The sequence below is a fragment of the Proteiniborus sp. genome (genome assembly GCF_040308045.1).
Lineage (GTDB): Bacteria > Bacillota > Clostridia > Tissierellales > Proteiniboraceae > Proteiniborus.
Window position 1 is genome coordinate 58,641 of record NZ_JAWRHZ010000017.1, and the last position, 17,722, is coordinate 76,362.

General features: G+C 32.3%; 15 protein-coding genes. 9 read left to right on the forward strand and 6 right to left on the reverse strand.

All coding sequences use genetic code 11. The features are described 5' to 3' along the window. Nucleotides 1-23: 23 nt before the first annotated feature. From ABV008_RS02810 to ABV008_RS02820, 3 genes are all read left to right on the forward strand, one after another. Complete coding sequence (locus ABV008_RS02810; protein WP_352418298.1) at nucleotides 24-221, forward strand: YjfB family protein; 198 nt, start codon at nucleotides 24-26, stop codon at nucleotides 219-221. Nucleotides 222-435: 214 nt separating this feature from the next. Further along, the gene (locus ABV008_RS02815; protein ID WP_352418299.1) at nucleotides 436-4,134 is read left to right on the forward strand and encodes a flagellin N-terminal helical domain-containing protein; all 3,699 of its coding nucleotides are present in this window, start codon (nucleotides 436-438) and stop codon (nucleotides 4,132-4,134) included. A gap of 371 nt (nucleotides 4,135-4,505) precedes the next feature. Continuing rightward, nucleotides 4,506-5,201 (forward strand): transposase, encoded by a 696-nt coding sequence (locus ABV008_RS02820; RefSeq protein WP_352418300.1) that lies wholly within the window; start codon nucleotides 4,506-4,508, stop codon nucleotides 5,199-5,201. A 119-nt stretch (nucleotides 5,202-5,320) separates the two neighbouring features. Here ABV008_RS02820 and ABV008_RS02825 read toward each other — a convergent pair whose 3' ends face one another. The 5 genes from ABV008_RS02825 to ABV008_RS02845 all read right to left on the reverse strand — a co-directional run bounded on the left by ABV008_RS02825 (nucleotide 5,321) and on the right by ABV008_RS02845 (nucleotide 9,489). Further along, on the reverse strand, nucleotides 5,321-5,707 hold the full coding sequence (locus ABV008_RS02825; RefSeq protein ID WP_352418301.1) for a HEPN domain-containing protein: 387 nt from the start codon (nucleotides 5,705-5,707) through the stop codon (nucleotides 5,321-5,323). Then, a complete protein-coding gene (locus ABV008_RS02830; RefSeq protein WP_352418302.1) occupies nucleotides 5,691-6,005 on the reverse strand; it encodes a nucleotidyltransferase domain-containing protein in 315 nt (104 codons plus the stop codon). Before ABV008_RS02830 ends, ABV008_RS02825 begins: the two co-directional genes overlap by 17 nt. Nucleotides 6,006-6,154: 149 nt before the next feature. Then, on the reverse strand, nucleotides 6,155-7,390 hold the full coding sequence (locus tag ABV008_RS02835; RefSeq protein ID WP_352418303.1) for an aminopeptidase: 1,236 nt from the start codon (nucleotides 7,388-7,390) through the stop codon (nucleotides 6,155-6,157). 95 nt (nucleotides 7,391-7,485) lie between these two features. After that, on the reverse strand, nucleotides 7,486-8,463 hold the full coding sequence (locus tag ABV008_RS02840) for an alpha/beta hydrolase fold domain-containing protein (protein ID WP_352418304.1): 978 nt from the start codon (nucleotides 8,461-8,463) through the stop codon (nucleotides 7,486-7,488). Nucleotides 8,464-8,481: 18 nt separating this feature from the next. Then, a complete protein-coding gene (locus tag ABV008_RS02845; RefSeq protein WP_352418305.1) occupies nucleotides 8,482-9,489 on the reverse strand; it encodes an alpha/beta fold hydrolase in 1,008 nt (335 codons plus the stop codon). Between the two features lie 390 nt (nucleotides 9,490-9,879). On the opposite strand from ABV008_RS02845, the gene ABV008_RS02850 reads away from it, so the two are divergent. Continuing rightward, entirely contained in the window at nucleotides 9,880-11,202 is a 1,323-nt protein-coding gene (locus tag ABV008_RS02850) for a chloride channel protein (RefSeq protein WP_352418306.1), read from the forward strand. A 177-nt stretch (nucleotides 11,203-11,379) separates the two neighbouring features. Here the strand turns inward: ABV008_RS02850 and ABV008_RS02855 are convergent, their stop codons facing one another. Then, nucleotides 11,380-11,589, reverse strand: coding sequence for a MerR family transcriptional regulator (locus ABV008_RS02855; RefSeq protein ID WP_352418307.1), 210 nt, complete (start codon nucleotides 11,587-11,589; stop codon nucleotides 11,380-11,382). Nucleotides 11,590-12,085: 496 nt separating this feature from the next. Between ABV008_RS02855 and clpB the strand changes: the two genes are divergently transcribed. The 5 genes from clpB to ABV008_RS02880 all read left to right on the forward strand — a co-directional run bounded on the left by clpB (nucleotide 12,086) and on the right by ABV008_RS02880 (nucleotide 17,712). Further along, the gene (clpB, locus tag ABV008_RS02860) at nucleotides 12,086-14,671 is read left to right on the forward strand and encodes an ATP-dependent chaperone ClpB (RefSeq protein ID WP_352418308.1); all 2,586 of its coding nucleotides are present in this window, start codon (nucleotides 12,086-12,088) and stop codon (nucleotides 14,669-14,671) included. 122 nt (nucleotides 14,672-14,793) lie between these two features. Next, a complete protein-coding gene (gene amrA, locus ABV008_RS02865) occupies nucleotides 14,794-16,200 on the forward strand; it encodes an AmmeMemoRadiSam system protein A (RefSeq protein WP_352418309.1) in 1,407 nt (468 codons plus the stop codon). Nucleotides 16,201-16,375: 175 nt separating this feature from the next. After that, entirely contained in the window at nucleotides 16,376-16,570 is a 195-nt protein-coding gene (locus ABV008_RS02870; RefSeq protein WP_352418310.1) for a hypothetical protein, read from the forward strand. Nucleotides 16,571-16,588: 18 nt separating this feature from the next. Further along, nucleotides 16,589-17,191, forward strand: a complete 603-nt coding sequence (locus tag ABV008_RS02875) for a hypothetical protein (protein WP_352418311.1) — start codon at nucleotides 16,589-16,591, stop codon at nucleotides 17,189-17,191. 161 nt (nucleotides 17,192-17,352) lie between these two features. Beyond that, nucleotides 17,353-17,712 (forward strand): flagellar protein FlaG, encoded by a 360-nt coding sequence (locus ABV008_RS02880; protein WP_352418312.1) that lies wholly within the window; start codon nucleotides 17,353-17,355, stop codon nucleotides 17,710-17,712. Nucleotides 17,713-17,722: the final 10 nt, after the last annotated feature.

Sequence of the window (17,722 nt, forward strand, 5' to 3'; positions counted from 1 at the left end):
AATAGGTAAAAGGAGTTGATCCCATGGACATAGCAGCAATGTCAACTATGATTAGCCAATCAAGCATACAGCAACAAGCTAGTCTATCAGTTTTAAAATTATCTATGGATTCTGCTAAAGTACAATCTGCTAACCTAGCAGAGATGCTTCAGCAGTCAACTAAAGCCATGGAGATGTCAGTAAATCCACATTTGGGTGGGGATATTGATATCAAGCTATAAGGATCGTTTAAGGTCCTTATTTTTTTTGGCTCTTTGTCGATTAATTTTTTGAAATAAAGACAAAAATACAAGGAATTTTCTTTTTCTAGTCGAATTAGTACTATAAAACAATACTTTTTTACTAGTTGATTTTAGAGAAAAATGAGACTATGGAACTAGTTAAGTATATTATTGGGGAAATATAGGGGCATCGTAGGTAATAAGGGGGAGTTTTATGCGTATTCAAAATAATCTCTTAGGAATAAATACATTCAATAATAATAAAAAGATATCTGGTAAAATAGAAAAATCTATGAAAAAGTTATCATCAGGCCTTAGAATTAATATGGCAGCTGATGATGCAGCGGGGCTAAGTATATCTGAAAAAATGAGAAGCCAAATAAGAGGTCTTGATGTAGCATCTCAAAATGTCATGGATGCTATCTCTAAGTTTCAGGTTAGAGATGGAGTATTGGATGAAGCTCATCATGTTATGCAAAGAATGCGGGAATTAACTATTCAGTCTTTAAATGGAACTCTGTCCTATGAGGATAAAGAGAATATACAGAAAGAGTTTAGAGAACTTCAACTCTCTATAGATGATTTTACAACAAGATCTCAATGGAATTCTAAACCTATCTTTGAAGCACATGAGTCCTCATTTTATAGTTTTGAAGGAAATCAATATTTCTATAAATTTGTAAACATAATTGATGGATACAATAACGATTTAGAAATATCTGTGGATGGAAAGGTTACAAAACTATCGGTAGAGTCAGGTTATTATTCAATTAATGAGCTGATAGATATAATAGACGACAAACTTATAGAAAAGGATAAGAATCTTATAGTAAATCTTACAAAAAATAACACTGTATCTCTTCAAAGCGAAAATAGCACATCAATTGATTATATAAAGGGTGGGTTATCCTTTCTATTCTATGAATATCATATAGGGAATCCACCAGGAATGGTTATTGGAGTGACCGAATTCAAAGAAAATGGAAAGCTTTTTATTCAAAGTGGATATAATGATAAGCTAAAATTCTATGTGGGAGCCAGTAAAGAATACACTATTAATTTTAGCCCTAACAGCGAAGGATACTCAATAGACGAGTTAATAGATATTATTAATAATCAGTTAGAAGCCTATGGGGAAAATGACGTAAAGGCCATAAAATACTTAGATAAGCACATAGCTCTAACCTCTGACAAGCATGTTATCACAGGTTTAAGTGGAAATATGATTAGAATAGATGGAATCACCTCCGTATTATATGACAATGCGAAGTATGGATACATAACAAAGAGTCAGGGATACGTTGAAGGTAGAAAAAATCTTAGCGAAGGAATTACTATTAAAAAAGGTGTTAATGATATATTGAATTTGAGAATTAATGGTTTAGAAACGTATACTATTAATCTACTAGAAGGTAGCGAGATTGAAAAGCACTATACCCTAGATGAGATTATAAATCATATAAACAGTCACAATTTAGGTATTGAGGCTAAGAAGGTATCGGGCTCTTATTTAGGTATATATAGCAAATATTTTGGTAGTGGAAGTAGCATCAAGATTGAATTAGGCAATACAGACTCAAATACATATAATGCATACTATAACCTATTTGTAGGCGAGCAAATAACTAACACAAAACCTGATATTGTTATGGGAGCAGAGACTCAAGCAATCATAAAGGGTGAACATGTATTAGGTGGAACTGTTGATATAGTAGAGGGAAAGAATGAACTCATAGTAGAAATAAATGGAAATGAAAAGGCCATAGTATTGGAAGTAGGAAGTAAAGGTATTGGAGAATTAGTAGAAGAAATAAAAACAAAATTAAATGAAACCACTGACCTAGGTACTCCCAATGTGGATGTAACCATAGAAGAACATAATGGGAAATATGCTTTAATCATTAAAAATACTGAAATAGGGGAAGGGACGTTGAGTGTTTTAGATAAGTCTAATGCTTTTTTAGACTTGTTCTGTGAAACTTATACTACTGGCTATGAGCATAACCGTGGCACCACAACAATCATTAATCCAGAAGAAGGTATAGTAGGACCTCCAGAAATAGTTGAAACACCAGCAACTTTAAGGGGACGAGCTAATCTGAGTAATGGAGTAACTATTGATAATACAAATGACATATTGAAGATGAATATTAGTGGAAAAAATATTGAAATAAAATTGGACCATGGGGACTTTGATAAAAATAGTTTAGTTAATATGCTATCAGACAAATTAGGTGAAGAAAATGTAGAAGTCAGTTTAAGTAATGATTTAAAAAATGTTATATTTACCACCAAGGAAAAGGGAGAGAACCAGTTTTTTTCTGATATAGGAGGAACTGCGTATAATACTATTATTGCAGGTACAGGATATAATATCCCTTCCACAAGTAGCGCTGGTAGTATAACTAATTATTCTATTACAGGAAGAACTAATATTGTAGATGATTTTATTATTGATGATACTAATAATAAGCTTAAATTTACATATATTCATGAAAGCAAGCAATATGATATTGAAGTTAAAATGAGTAGTGGTATATATAATGGAAATGGACTTGCTGATGAATTGAGGGAAAAAATCAAAGAAGAATTGTTAAAAAACAACACTGAAGAACAGAATATTTTTAGTGGGGATGAAATAGTTGTAGATATTAAGAACTCGGGAAGTTCAAAATATATGAGTCTAAGCACTAAAGGTGTTGGGGCAAATTACCAATTAACAGGCTTTAAAGAGGGATTTTATAATAATGTTTTAAATTCAATAAACATTGTGAAGTTGACTCATATAGAAGGCTCAGGAAGGACATATGCATATGATACTTATATAGTAGGTAGGGAAGAGCTCAATAAAGAAATAATTATACATCCAAATATAAATGACTATTTAATATTTGACTTCTATCGCAATTCACAGAAAGAGACATTTAAGTTACGAATTGATCCAGGATTATATAATGCTAGTTCAATAGTAAATGAAATTCAGAAGAAGTTAAGCGATGAATTAGGTAAGAAGGGTTATCCACAAGACACGCTGCAAGTGCAGATAGGTGGAGTAGATAGTGGAACTGCTATAGATGATGCTAATAAACTAGTTATAAAGTGTACAAGTAAAAACGACGGAAGAGATGATAGAGGCTCATATATTATTGATGGTGTTAGGGGGAGTGCAGCCTATACAGTATTCTATAAATCTTATGGAGAACCTACTCCAACTCATACAGTTGGAATAGTTGACCTAAGTAATGGAGTGAGCATTGAGGCAGGAGTAAATGATACATTTAACATGGATGTAAATGGAGAAACCCAAGCTATAATATTAGATGAAAAGGAGTATACAGCAGATGAGCTTCTTATAGCAATCAATTCAAAATTAAATGAACTATCTTCTATGGTCGTAGCTTCCTATTATGAAGGTAGACTTAAATTAAGCTTTACAGAAGTAGGAGCCAATACTATAGATTCTATAAGTGGGAATGCTAAAGGTACTCTGTTTTTTAATGTTGATGCTAGGGAAGAGGATAATCCTGAGAGTTATCAGATTGGAGCTAATGCTAAAGAGACTTTGATTTTTAATAAATCTAGAGTGTCTAATGAACTAATGAGAATAAACACTATAACTATTCTGAACGAAAGGAGTTCTGAAAAGGCTTTAAGCAGACTAGATAATGCTATTAACTATGTATCTAAAGAAAGAGGACGCATTGGGGCTACACAAAATAGATTAGAATCAATTATACGAAATAATGAAAATTACAAAGAGAACATTTTAGCTGCAGAATCTAGAATAAGGGATGGAGATTTGGCAAAGGAAATAGCGGAACTTACAAAAAATCAGATATTACAGCAGGTATCTCATGCTATGCTAGCTCAAGCAAATAAAAAACCAGAAAAGATATTAGAACTTCTTAGGTAAAGGACAGGACTATTTACATACGTTAGTTTCCAGCAATATTTTCTTTATAATCTGATAGTCACTATGATTTATACAAAGACATAGCCCTTCCAATATTTATCATCTTCAGCTATTAGTCTAGGGATTTTAATTTACTATGTTATAGTACATGTATATTATTAAGAGTAGGTGATCACTGTATGACTAGAAATATTATAAGCTTGATTAAAAAGAAGCTTAAGGTAAAACAAGTAAAAATGGGATGCTAGAATGCAAAAAAATATTCTAGACATAGAAAACAGTGACAACGAAGTTACTTATTTCTGACAAATTTCCCATCTTGGGTTTTCTCGATGATAGGGTTATGGTATTCTAATTCTGAGGTGATAAATATGTCAAGAGGCCCTAGGGAAAAGAGTAATAGTGGTATATATCATATTATGCTACGTGGAATTAATAGACAAACTATATTTGAAGATAATGAAGACCGGACTAAATTTTTAGAGACATTAAGAAGCTACAAGAATATAAGTAAATACCAAATTTATGGCTATTGCATAATGGATAATCATGTTCATATATTAATAAAAGAAGTAGAAGAATCAATTTCAATGGCTATGAAAAGAATTTGTGCAAGTTATGTTCATTGGTATAGCGACAAATATGAAAGATGCGGACATTTGTTTCAGGAAAATCCTGCGAAAGCAAACATGACAAAAAATATTATAGAGTATAAGTGGACAAGTTATCATGAATACATTAGAAGAACTAGTATAGTAGATATAGATTTTGGATTTAACTTATTTTCCATGGATAAGAAAAAGGCTACAGATCTATTTATTAAGTTTATGAACGAAAATAATAAGGATAAATGCCTAGATGATGAGGAAAAAGTGAGATTGTCAGATAATGAAGTTATGGATTATATAAATAGACTTGGCATCGTAAATATCAGCATATTGGAGCAATTAGATAGAGATAGAAGAGATGAGGTTATTAAAATATTAAAGAAAATAGAGGGTGTTACTATAAGGCAACTTTCGAGAATTACAGGAATATCGAAAAGTGTTATCGATCGTGTTCGATAGGATGCGAAAATATCTAGGTTTGAAAGGGACAAAGTTCCTGTCTCCTTGTCGGGTTGTCCCTCGGGAATGGTCTGATTCTGAAATGTTCAAATTTTTGGGGTCTTAGCTATTGAATAACATCATTTTACTAACCCATCAATAAAACCCATAATATTTTCTGTAATCTCTAAACACATTAGAGCTTCTTCCTTTTCTATCAAGAGAGGATCTTCCGCTGGATATCTTGTTTCTATATAAAAAGTATTTACAAAAGCACAATCTTTTAGAAAATTTTTCAGATCACTATTAAATTCCATAGCTTTTTTACACAGTTTTATTAGACTATGGCCTTCCTGTAGAGTTCCAGTTTTATATATCAAAAAGCCCTTCAAATACTTCTCTATTGCTTGCTGACAATGAAAGCATACTAATCCATAATCTGCATCATGTTCAAATAATATTCTGGCTCCTGCTATATCTTTATTAGCCATTTCAAACCACTCTTTAAATCTAGTTGTATCTACCAACCAAGCTCACCCCTGTTTTATTTATTATGTGGGCAAATGTAGATGGATTATCTTTATGATTTTCCCACTCATCTCTAGTGTAAATGACCACATCTAAATCGTTATCAGATTCTACCTCAAAAAGTATTTTTTGAACTAACTCTCTTTTATTATCAGTGTCAATAATAACACATAAATCTATATCACTTTTTTTAGTAATTAATCCTTTAGCATAGGATCCAAAAAGATAAATATCAATTGGTGAAAATTTTGAAACTATTTGATTTTTAATACTTTCGATTTCTTCAGTATAAATCATGAAATCACTCCCATGAATTAGATATTCAGAACCTTTAGCATATTATACCATAATAGGTAGCCTTTTTCATACAATAATCTATTAAGCTGAGTGACAAGAGACATGAAGAGGGACAAAGTTCCCATCCCTTTGTCCCAAACATTTAGACACTAAAATGCCCAATTACCATTTTCAAAGACTTGTACTTCTTCTCCATCTTGTGTTTTTCCAACGATTGATAAATCGCTTGACCCCACCATAAAATCCACATGTGTTAGAGAATTATTTACTCCGTGAGATTCTAGTTCTGCTTCAGTCATATTTTCTCCATCCCTTAAATTCGTTGGATAAGCTTTACCAAAGGCAAAGTGACAGGAAGCATTTTCATCAAACAAAGTATTTAAAAATACTGTATTGGTATTAGATATAGGAGAATCAAATGGGACCAAGGCTACTTCTCCAAGATATTTTGCACCTTCATCTATATCCAATAGATCAGATAAAACTTCTTGACCAACTTTAGCTTCAAAATCTACAACTTTTCCTTCTTTAAATGTAAGCCTAAAATCTTTTATTAATTTACCACCATAGTTTAAAGGTTTTGTACTATAGACAACACCATCTACACCGGTTTTTAGTGGCAATGTAAATACTTCTTCTGTAGGCATGTTGGCAACAAAATATGTACCTTTTGAATTATTCCCGCCACCAGCGACCCAAATATGCCCTTCAGGTAGCTTTACAGTCAGATCGGTTCCGTTAGCTGAGGTATAATGTAGTTCTTTGAAGTTCTTTTCATTTAAAAAGTCCATTTTTTGTTTTAATGTAGCCAAATGTTCCTGCCACGCAGCAACTGGATCATCTAAATCCATTCGAGTTGCGCTGAATATTTTATCCCAGAGAAGTTCCACAGCTTTATCTTCTGAAACATCTGGAAATACTCTTTTTGCCCAGCCCTTTGTTGGGATAGATACAACACACCAGGAATTAATATCATTCATGGTATATTTTCTCCATTCTTTTAATGCAATGGCAGATGATTTGTTATTGGCTGCAATTTTTTTCGGATCTACTTCTTTTAAAAGCTCAGGGTCCTGCGCAGATATTGAAAGAAATCCTGCACCTTTTTTAGCATAATCTTCAAGACCATCTGCATACCATTTTGGAAAGCTTTCAAAGACTTCCATTGGGGCGTTCTCGTATTTTAGCTTAGTTAGTACCCCGTCATTCCAATTAACATGCACCTCGCTAGCACCTGCCTCATAGGCATGTTTAGCTACAACTCTTACAAATTCCGCTCCTTCAACGGGAGCATTAATTACAAGAGGTTCTCCAGGTTGAGTGTTGATTCCAACCTTAACACAAAGTTTTGCATAGTCGTTTAATTTTTTATTGAATTTATCCATATTTCACCTCGAATTAATTTGATATTTATAGTTTATATGAGTGACTAAAAATGTCAAGAGAGACAAGGGAACAGGACAGGAATAACAGCCTATTTTTACTCAACTCTCTTAATAAACCTAACCGTTTTCTCTAATATATTAACAGTGGCTATATCCTTAAGTCTAGTATCAAAGGAATGTCCACCTTTTTTATGAACTAAAAAAGTATGTTTGATTTTAAGCTCCTTTAACCTTGAAACAAACTTCATAGAGGACTTAAACGGCACTGTATTGTCTTGCCTTCCATGGACTATTAGACAGGGAATCATGTTTTCACTAATCCAGGATATTGGAGAATAAAAGTCATATATTTCTTCCTTTGGAGCATTGATGCCCTTTAATGTTTGGTTAGTTGCAAATCTTGCAAATATAGATTTGCTTTCTGGAACAAAAATATCATTTAAATCAGTAGGAGCATAATAAGCTACGACTCCCTTTATACCAGACATCATCTCTTCGTCTTTATTAAAGGTATGGTAAGTAGAATACAGTAGCGAGAGATGTCCTCCAGCAGACAGTCCCATTAAGATTATATTATCTTTATTAACAGATAGCTTTTTACTATTTTTCCTTACATATTCAAGCGCATCTCTATAATCTAAGAGGATATCCTCCATAGTATTTCTATATCCATATCTATAGTCAATACTTGCCACAGCAAAGCCTTTTGAAGCTAAATATTTACACCAGGAAACATTATTAGGCTGATTTCTAAATCCAGATATCCATCCTCCACCATGGCAAAAAAACACCAAGGGAGTACTAGCCTTATTCTTTGATGGAAGCCAAACATCTAGCTTAAGCTCATTATCTTTAGTTTTTTTATAGATATAGGTTTTAGGTTCAAATTTCTTGCTCACGTTTATAGGAACTCTTGAATTAAATGTTTTCCAAGCATATATAAAAATAGACATGAGGAAATAAAAGAAGCCTAGAGTAAGGTCTTCTATTGCAAGAACAATAAATATTAGTACTAAATACAGTTTGTTTACAATAAAGAAAGAGGTTCTAAGCTTTTCAATAAATTTATTCATATGTCGACCTACCACAATTTATTTTTCTAATGGGTTTTGTATTATTTCCTTGGTTAATAATGCCTTCTTTGCTTCTTTCGAATTGAAATTAAGCTTATAAAGCATATACTTAGCTAAAAAGTATCCAAAAGGAAGCCAATTCACATGGCTTATTGGTAGTATCTTAGTATTTGCGCTGGACATTTCATCATAGAGCACTTTTCGTGATAGAACAGGCAAAGTATGATCAAAATATGCATCAATAAATGTAACTTTTTTCATATCTAATAAATGAGCATATGAAATAGGATCCACCTTAAATAAGGGATGAATATCCTCGCTAGTTAATATTTCATTGAAGGACATTTTCTTTACTTCCGGAAACTGCTCATCGTAAATGTTATAAAGAGTCTTTTTATCATTCAATTGATATCCCTTATCAAAGCCTTTCTCAAACATCCTTCTAGCAAATACGGTAGCTGGTGATTGGTGTAAAATTCGAGGCATATGTCCACCAGTTGTCATAAATAGCAAATGGTTTATTCTATTATCTATGACACCAACAATAGTAGATATCATACCACCTAAACAATATCCTGCAATGATATTATTTTCCTTCCAAGTACCAGACTGCTCTAGCATATCAATAGTACTTAGTGTATCTATAACTCCATGCTCCCAAAATTGGTACATTACATTCATGTCAGGATACAGATAGCTACGACCACTTACAGAGTTATTTTCCACCCTAGTATAATTGCCAGGCAGTATTAATACACCAGTGCTAACGCCTGCACTAGCTAGATGGGGACCAAGCCATAAAAGATATTTAATGTTCTTGCTGCCTAATCCATGGAGAATTAATGCAGAACCTCTGGCTTCCCTCTTAGGCTCAAATAGGTACAACTCTACGTTCTCAGTTCCAGGGGCACAGTTCCTATATAAGGATTTGAATCTAACGTAGTTACACCTATAGTTTCTACCCTTAAATATATGTCCAGAAACCGTATCGATTTTTTTCTTAGTATAAGAATAGTCAATAATCATAAATTATCCTTCTCCAATTATTAATTAGCTTATTATATCATAATAGCAAAATATTACAACAGCTTATACCCATGACAATTAAACCATTGAGGTATTTAAATCTAGTTTCTATTTTAGTATAACGAAACTAGATTTAAAAATTCATAAAAGACATATTTAACGTATAAAACAAGACAGCAGGGCTAAGTCAAGTAAAGTTAAAGACCAATATTATAAAATCCAAAACCAAGAATATCATGTAAAATAAAATAGAAATTGTGCATTGTATTTTTATTCAAAACTATAATATAATGAAATTAGCGTATGTCTCTATTGGCTACATAGCTTAGGAATATTTCTGCAATAATTCATTGAAAAGATAGAAGCACTATTAAAAACAGGAGTGATTTTATGAAAAAAACCATTGTTAGAGATTTACAAGAAGAATATGTATTAGTAGCGAGTCTTATTAAGTGGATAGTAATGTCTATAATTATAGGCTGCTTAGTTGGAGGAGTTACAGCTTTATTTATTAAATTAGTCACTGTAACAACTAACTTTTCTTATAGGTTCAAATACTATTATTTATTATTACCAATTGGCTTATTTTTAAGTAGTTTTATAGTTACTAAGCTGGCACCAGATGCTAAGGGACATGGCACGGAAAAAGCAATAGAGGCAATTAACAGAGAATCAGGCAAAGTGGATATAAAGGTGGTGCCAGTTAAACTCCTAACAACAGTAATAACTTTACTTTTTGGTGGTTCTGTAGGATTAGAAGGACCATCAACTCAAATCGGGGCAGGAGTAGCTTCAAAAGTATCAGAAATATTCAAATTAAAGGATATGGACAGAAAAAGATTAGCAGTCTGTGGAGTAGCTTCGGGATTTGTTGGAGTATTTGGCTCCCCAGTAGGAGCAGCAATATTTGCATCAGAAGTATTATATATAGGGCAGTTTTCTTATATATCCTTATTTCCCTCTCTAATAGCAGCTTTTGTAAGCTTTTTTGTAGGCAAATTTTTAAAAACAAAACCTTTAGTTACTTATTTTATAGATATGAGCAATTTAAGTGAAAGTATAATTCTTTCTAGAATGATATTGTTTGGGGTAATTATAGGAGTACTTTCTATCGTTTTTATAAGGTTTATTGCTTTTGTTGAAAAATTATTCGAAAAAATAAAAGTTTATGCGCCTATTAAAGGAATAATAGGCGGTGTAATCATAATTTTAATTGTATTTTTAACTGGAACAACTGACTATTTAGGCATAGGAGAAGAAACGATAAATAGTGCTGTTATGGCACATAACATAAGGCCAACAGATTTTATATGGAAGTCAATAGCTACAGCTGTAACATTAGGTTCGGGTGGAAGCGGTGGTATCCTTACGCCTATGCTTTTTGTTGGCTCAACTATAGGGAATATATGGGGGACCATAATTAATGGTAGTGTTACATTTTATGCAGCTGTAGGTATGGTTGCTTTTATGGCTACTTGTGCAAATACTCCAATAGCAGGCATAATTATGTGCATGGAGTTATTTGGGTCAGAAGTAGGAATATATGCTTCAGTAGTATGTGCTGTAGGATATTTAATAGTAGGGCATAAAAGTATTTATCCAACTCAAATACTAGTAAATGCCAAAACTCCTTCATTATATGTTGATACAGATTCTGAAATATTTAATGTTGAAAAGAATATTAGAATAAATAATAAATTATTAAAGAAGTAAACTCAGGGACAAGCTTCATGAGCGTAGAAAATCCTTTTATTATTAAACAGAAACCCCTTTAGAAGTCTTGCTTCTAAAGGGGCTATTTAAAGTGTGGTACTTATTTTCTTGCCATGTATTTTTATTTACGGTACATTTGCATTGGATATTATAGATATTCAACATTATCCATCTTTTCTACAGTGTAATATCCTCTAGCTTCATTCCTAGAGACTTCATATATTGGATCATATCAAGCCTTGCACTTTGTTTTATACTATAATATCTGTATCCTGTTTCTTCATCGACTATATAGGGCTCTAAAAGTTTTATCCTATCATAGTAACGTAGGGTTTGTTTAGATATGTGATTTAGCTCTGCCATTTGCCCAATTGACAATCTGTCCAATTGTATCCCCCTCCTATCATAATTGACAAACAAGCTATAATCTTATCTATTGAGATAGTTGTATCTTATTATGGGAACCGTTAGCCGTCTATACTGTTATAGTTATTATAATTATTATACTATACTTAATATAATATTTGTTATTTTTTTATCAAAAGTAACAAGGAAAGGAGTTGTCCATGGGGGAAACCGTAATTCAGTGTATTTTTCCTAAATTTAAAAATTAGATATTTGTCTTGATTTTTAACAGTAATAGGATTATAATAAATACAAAGGTCAGAGAAGGTCAAACTTTTTCTGTTTTGATTTATAATTACATAAGAACTGTTTAAGACTACTAATAAAGTTCGTTTTGTCATTTTGAGCATTAGTGAAGAATCTCTATAAGCATTAAAATATGAGATTCTTCGTCTTTACCTTAGAATGACAAGAAAAGAAACTAGGTTTTTTCAGTAGCATTGAACTGTTTTCTTGTATTAAAAGAGAGGTGAAGAAAATGGATTTAAACAAATTTACACAAAAAAGCATTGATGCAGTACAAAATTCTCAGCAAATAGCCATTAAAAATGGCAACCCCCAACTAGAAGAAATCCATATTCATTATGCTCTTGTTAACCAAGATGAAGGCTTAATACCAATGGTATTAAACTACATGGGGGAAAATGTAGAGCTTATTAAAAGTGATGTGAATAGGGAAATAAATAATCTTCCTAAACAATCTGGTGGAGGAGGCTCTATTTATCCTAGTAGAACTTACACTAAAATATTCCTAAACTCCGAAGATGAGGCTAAGAAATTTGGTGACGAATATGTGGGAGTAGAGCATATTTATATGTCTCTATTAAAAGAAAGAGGAACTATATCAGAGAAAATATTTAAGAGATACAATATTAATTTACAAAGATTTTTAGAAGCTCTTAAGAAAATTAGAGGAAGTCAAAGTATTACATCAGACAATCCAGAGTCCACATACAATGCTCTAAAAAGATTTGGGAGAGATTTAACCGAAGAGGCTAGAACGGGTAAACTTGACCCTGTAATAGGTAGAGATGAAGAAATAAGAAATACTGTCCGCATTCTTTCAAGAAGGACTAAAAACAACCCGGTTTTAATAGGAGAACCAGGAGTTGGTAAGACAGCCATAATTGAAGGACTTGCTCAAAGAATAATAAATGGAGATGTACCAGAGGGCCTAAAGGATAAGACCATATTTGCCTTAGACATGGGTGCACTAATTGCTGGTGCCAAATACAGAGGAGAATTTGAAGAAAGATTAAAGGCTGTATTAAAAGAAGTAGAGGATTCAGATGGCAGGATTATTATGTTTATAGATGAAATTCACAACATAGTAGGAGCAGGCAGGACAGAGGGCTCTATGGACGCTTCAAATCTTTTGAAGCCAATGCTAGCTCGTGGAGAAATTCATTGTATAGGCGCTACTACATTAGATGAATATAGAAAATATATAGAGAAGGATGCAGCTTTAGAAAGAAGATTCCAAAAAGTATTAGTTACTGAACCTACTGTAGAGGACACTATATCTATTCTTAGAGGGATTAAAGAAAAATATGAAATTCATCATGGTATAAGAATATCAGACAACGCAGTAATTGCTTGTGCTACTCTGTCAGATAGATATATAAGTGATAGGTACTTGCCTGACAAAGCTATAGACCTAATGGATGAGGCCTCTGCCATGATAAGGACTGAAATAGACAGTATGCCTGCTGAACTAGATGAAATCAGAAGAAGAATTCTCCAACTAGAAATCGAAAGGGCAGCCCTAAAAAAGGAAACTGATAGTAGCTCTAAAGTAAGACTTGAAAAATTAGAAAAGGAGCTTTCAAATTTAAAAGAAGAATATGATATTAAAAGAGCAAAATGGGAAGATGAAAAGAAAAGCATATCTTCTATTAAAGAAGTAAAAGAAGAAATAGATAGAGTAAAAAGAGAAATAGAAGATGCAGAAAGACGATATGACTTAGAAAAATTATCTGAGTTGAAATATGGAAAGCTAATTGAACTAGAGAAAAAGCTAGAAGAAGCTAATTTAAGAACTCAAAGTGAAGATAGAATGTTAAAAGAAGAAGTAACAGAAGAGGAAATAGCAGAAGTAGTGTCTAAGTGGACAGGAATACCTGTATCTAAACTAGTAGAAACAGAAAGAGAAAAGCTACTTAATCTAGATAAAATACTTCACAAAAGAGTAATAGGACAAGAAGAAGCTGTAGAATCTGTAGTAGATGCTGTTATCAGAGCAAGAGCTGGTATCAAGGCACTCAATAGACCTGTAGGCTCATTTATATTCTTAGGTCCTACAGGTGTAGGTAAAACAGAGTTGGCAAAGGCATTGACAGAAACTCTATTTGATGATGAAAGAAATATGATAAGGATAGATATGAGTGAATATATGGAGAAACACTCAGTATCTAGGCTAGTAGGAGCTCCTCCAGGATATGTAGGCTATGATGAAGGCGGCCAATTAACAGAAGCTGTTAGGAGAAAGCCTTATTCTGTAATATTATTTGACGAAATAGAAAAGGCACATCCAGATGTATTTAACATACTTCTTCAAGTCTTAGATGATGGTAGGCTTACAGACAACCAAGGTAGAACGGTAGATTTTAAAAACACAGTTATAATCATGACTTCTAATTTAGGCTCTTCTTACTTAATTGAAGGGATAAATTCTGATGGGCATATTGACGAAGATGCTAAAGAAAGAGTAATGGACACAATGAAGAGAACCTTTAGGCCAGAATTTTTAAATCGTATTGATGAAATAGTTATGTTTAAACCATTAAGGAGAGAAGAGATATTTAGAATAATTGATTTGCAAATAGATGAAATTGAAAATAGGCTAGAAGACAGAGAGATAAATATTGAATTTACTGATGAAGCTAAAGAACTTGTCCTAAACAGAGCTTATTCTATCCAATATGGAGCAAGGCCTGTAAAGAGATTCTTACAAAAACATATTGAAACTGAAATAGGTAGAATGATTATAAGAGGAGATTTGAAGGATAAGGTCACTGTAGTTGTCAGTGGAGATAGTGATAATTTAATGATTAAAGTGAAATAATAAAACCTGGGCAATATTTTGTCCAGGTTTTTATAAGCTTTGGAAGTCTTATTATTTTTCTCACTATATGATATAATAAATGTAAAATACTAGATAATCAATTATTAAGAAAGGTGATTTTTATGGGTAAAATTTCGGCTTTTTATACTATGCCTCATCCTCCAATTGTTATTCCAGAAATAGGCAGAGGCGAAGAGAAGAAAATACAAAGAACAACTGATGCTTTTAATAAAGTAGCTGAGGATATAGCTAGGATAGAACCGGACACTATAATAATAGTGACACCCCATGGACCTTTGTTTAATGATGCAATTGCAATGTCATTTGAAAATAAAATTAAGGGAAATCTAGGGAGGTTCTCTGCTCCACAGGTAAACTTAAGCTTAGAAATAGATATACCTTTGACAAGAAAAATAATTGAGTATTCAGCAAAAGAAGATATTATAACTGTAGTCATGACTAGAGATTCTGCAAAAACATATGATATAGAATATGAGTTAGATCATGGCTCTATGGTACCTTTGTATTTCATAAACAAGAAGCATACTAAATATAAATTAGTACATATAACTTATGGAATGCTACCTAAAATGCAGCTATACAAATTTGGTATGTGTATCAAGAAGGCTGTAGAAGATAGTGATAAAAATGCTGTATTTATTGCTAGTGGCGACTTATCTCATATGCTTACTGACGATGGGCCTTATGGTTATAGCCCTTATGGTGAAAAGTTTGACAATGAAATAATATCATTACTTAAAGATGGAGATGTATTAGGAATATTTAATATGGACAGAACTACTATTGAAAAAGCAGGGGAATGCGGACTTCGTTCATATTATGTGATGCTTGGAGCTATGAATGGATATGATATAAAAGGAAATCTTCTATCTTATGAAGGTACTTTTGGAGTAGGATATTCTATTATGAGCTTTTCTTTAAAAGAGACTAATTTAGATACTTATACTATTCTATTAGATCAGAATAGAAAAAGGTTTAAGGATAAAATTCACACTACTGATCCATACATACGACTTGCCCGTGAGAGCCTAACACATTATTTAATGTATGGAGAATATATGAATTTAACTTCTTATGTAACTGAAGAAATGAAAAATCATAAAAGAGGAGTTTTTGTATCATTGAAAAATGATGGACAATTAAGAGGCTGTGTAGGCACCATTTTCCCAACTACTAAAAATATAGCCCAGGAAATCATTAGAAATGCTGTAGAAGCCGGATTACATGATCCAAGATTTATTCCAGTAACAGAGGATGAACTAGAAGAGTTAGATTTTTCTGTAGATGTACTTACTGAGCCTGAGATGGCTACTAAAGAGGAGCTTGATCCTAAAAAATATGGTGTCATAGTAAGAAGTAGAGGCAAATCCGGTTTATTACTTCCAGATTTAGAGGGAGTAGATACAGTAGAAGAGCAACTTAGCATTGCTCTCCAAAAAGGCAGGATTTTTCCTTATGAAGATTATACTATTGAAAAGTTTGAAGTTATTAGACATAATCAAGTATAGGTGAATATATTGTTACATGATGCATCCTTTTACGAAAAACACAACAATAAACTAAAATGCTTTTTATGTCCTCATAATTGCACAATATCAGAGGACTAGATAAAAATATACCTTTACATTTAAATAGGTATTTTCCAAATTACAAGATGAGCAATCCTCCTACTAAAGTGAAGCAATGCTTAAAGGAAGAGAAATAGCAAAGTGGCATTTGAATTATGTATACTTGGGAAATGTAGCTAATGTTAACAGTGCTACTTATTGCCCTCAGTGTAAAAATCTTTTAGTAGAGAGAAATGGCTATTTTACTAAGGTATATATTGAAGAAAATAGATGTCCAGAGTATGATTATGAAGTAAATATTATTCTATAATAAGTAGGAGAGTTTTACATGGAAAGTATTAAATCGAAAAAGAAAAGAACAATATATATTTTACTTACTAATACAGGCTCTTTCCCAACAAAGATTATCAAAGCATATACCAAAGCTCCTTATAATCATGTTGCTATTTCTTTTAGTAAAGATTTAAGACGATTCTATAGTTTTGGTAGAAAAAAATACAATAATCCTTTATGGGGAGGATTTGTCATAGAAAGCATAGATAGTGAAATCTACGAATATTTTAGTGAAACTACCTGTTCTATTTTTTCTCTAGAAGTAGATAGAGGTATTTATTATCGTATGAAAAAAGTAATTAAACAATTTGAGAAAGAAAAAGATAAGTACGTGTATAGTTTTATTGGTCTATTAGGTGTGATTGTGAAGGTTCCTATTGAAAGAGAATATGGATATTTCTGTTCTCAATTTGTAGCTACAGTTTTAGAAAAAAGTGGTTTAAACCTGTTTAATAAGCGACCTGGGTTAGTTACTCCTAATGATTTCATGAACATAAAAGAGCTTAATCATATTTATACTGGAAAGCTTTCTGATTATTCAAAAGAAGTTAGTTTTAGCAATTATAATGATTTCATTCCTACAATTAGTGAAATATAAGAATCCTTGAGTAGACACAAATAATGCTATGCTCCCCTTATAGTAGACAGATAAAATAATAAAACTGTTTACTGTAAGGAGGAGTATTTTTTATGAATTAAAGTTTTTCTTTTTACTGTCGATATTAAATATAGATAATCTTTGGTATAGGAGGAGTTAGCATGCGAGTAGATAATATAAGTGTTAACGATATGCAATATAATTCACAAAGGTTAACAACAGGTGAAAAAGTACGTTCAGAATTATCTATTGATAAGAAAGTAGAAAATGTAGAACCAAATTCTCAGAGAAAATACACTGAAGAAGAGATAAAGTCGGCAATAGGCAGTGTAAATAAAGCTATTAATCCTTATGACAGGAGACTAGAATTTTCAATACATGAAGGAACTAGATATATTTCTGTTAAAGTAATAGATACAAATACTGATGAAGTAATAAGAGAAATTCCTCCTGAGAAAATATTAGATATGGTAGCAAAACTATGGGAATTGGCGGGAATAATTGTAGATAAGAAAATTTAAATTGAGGTGA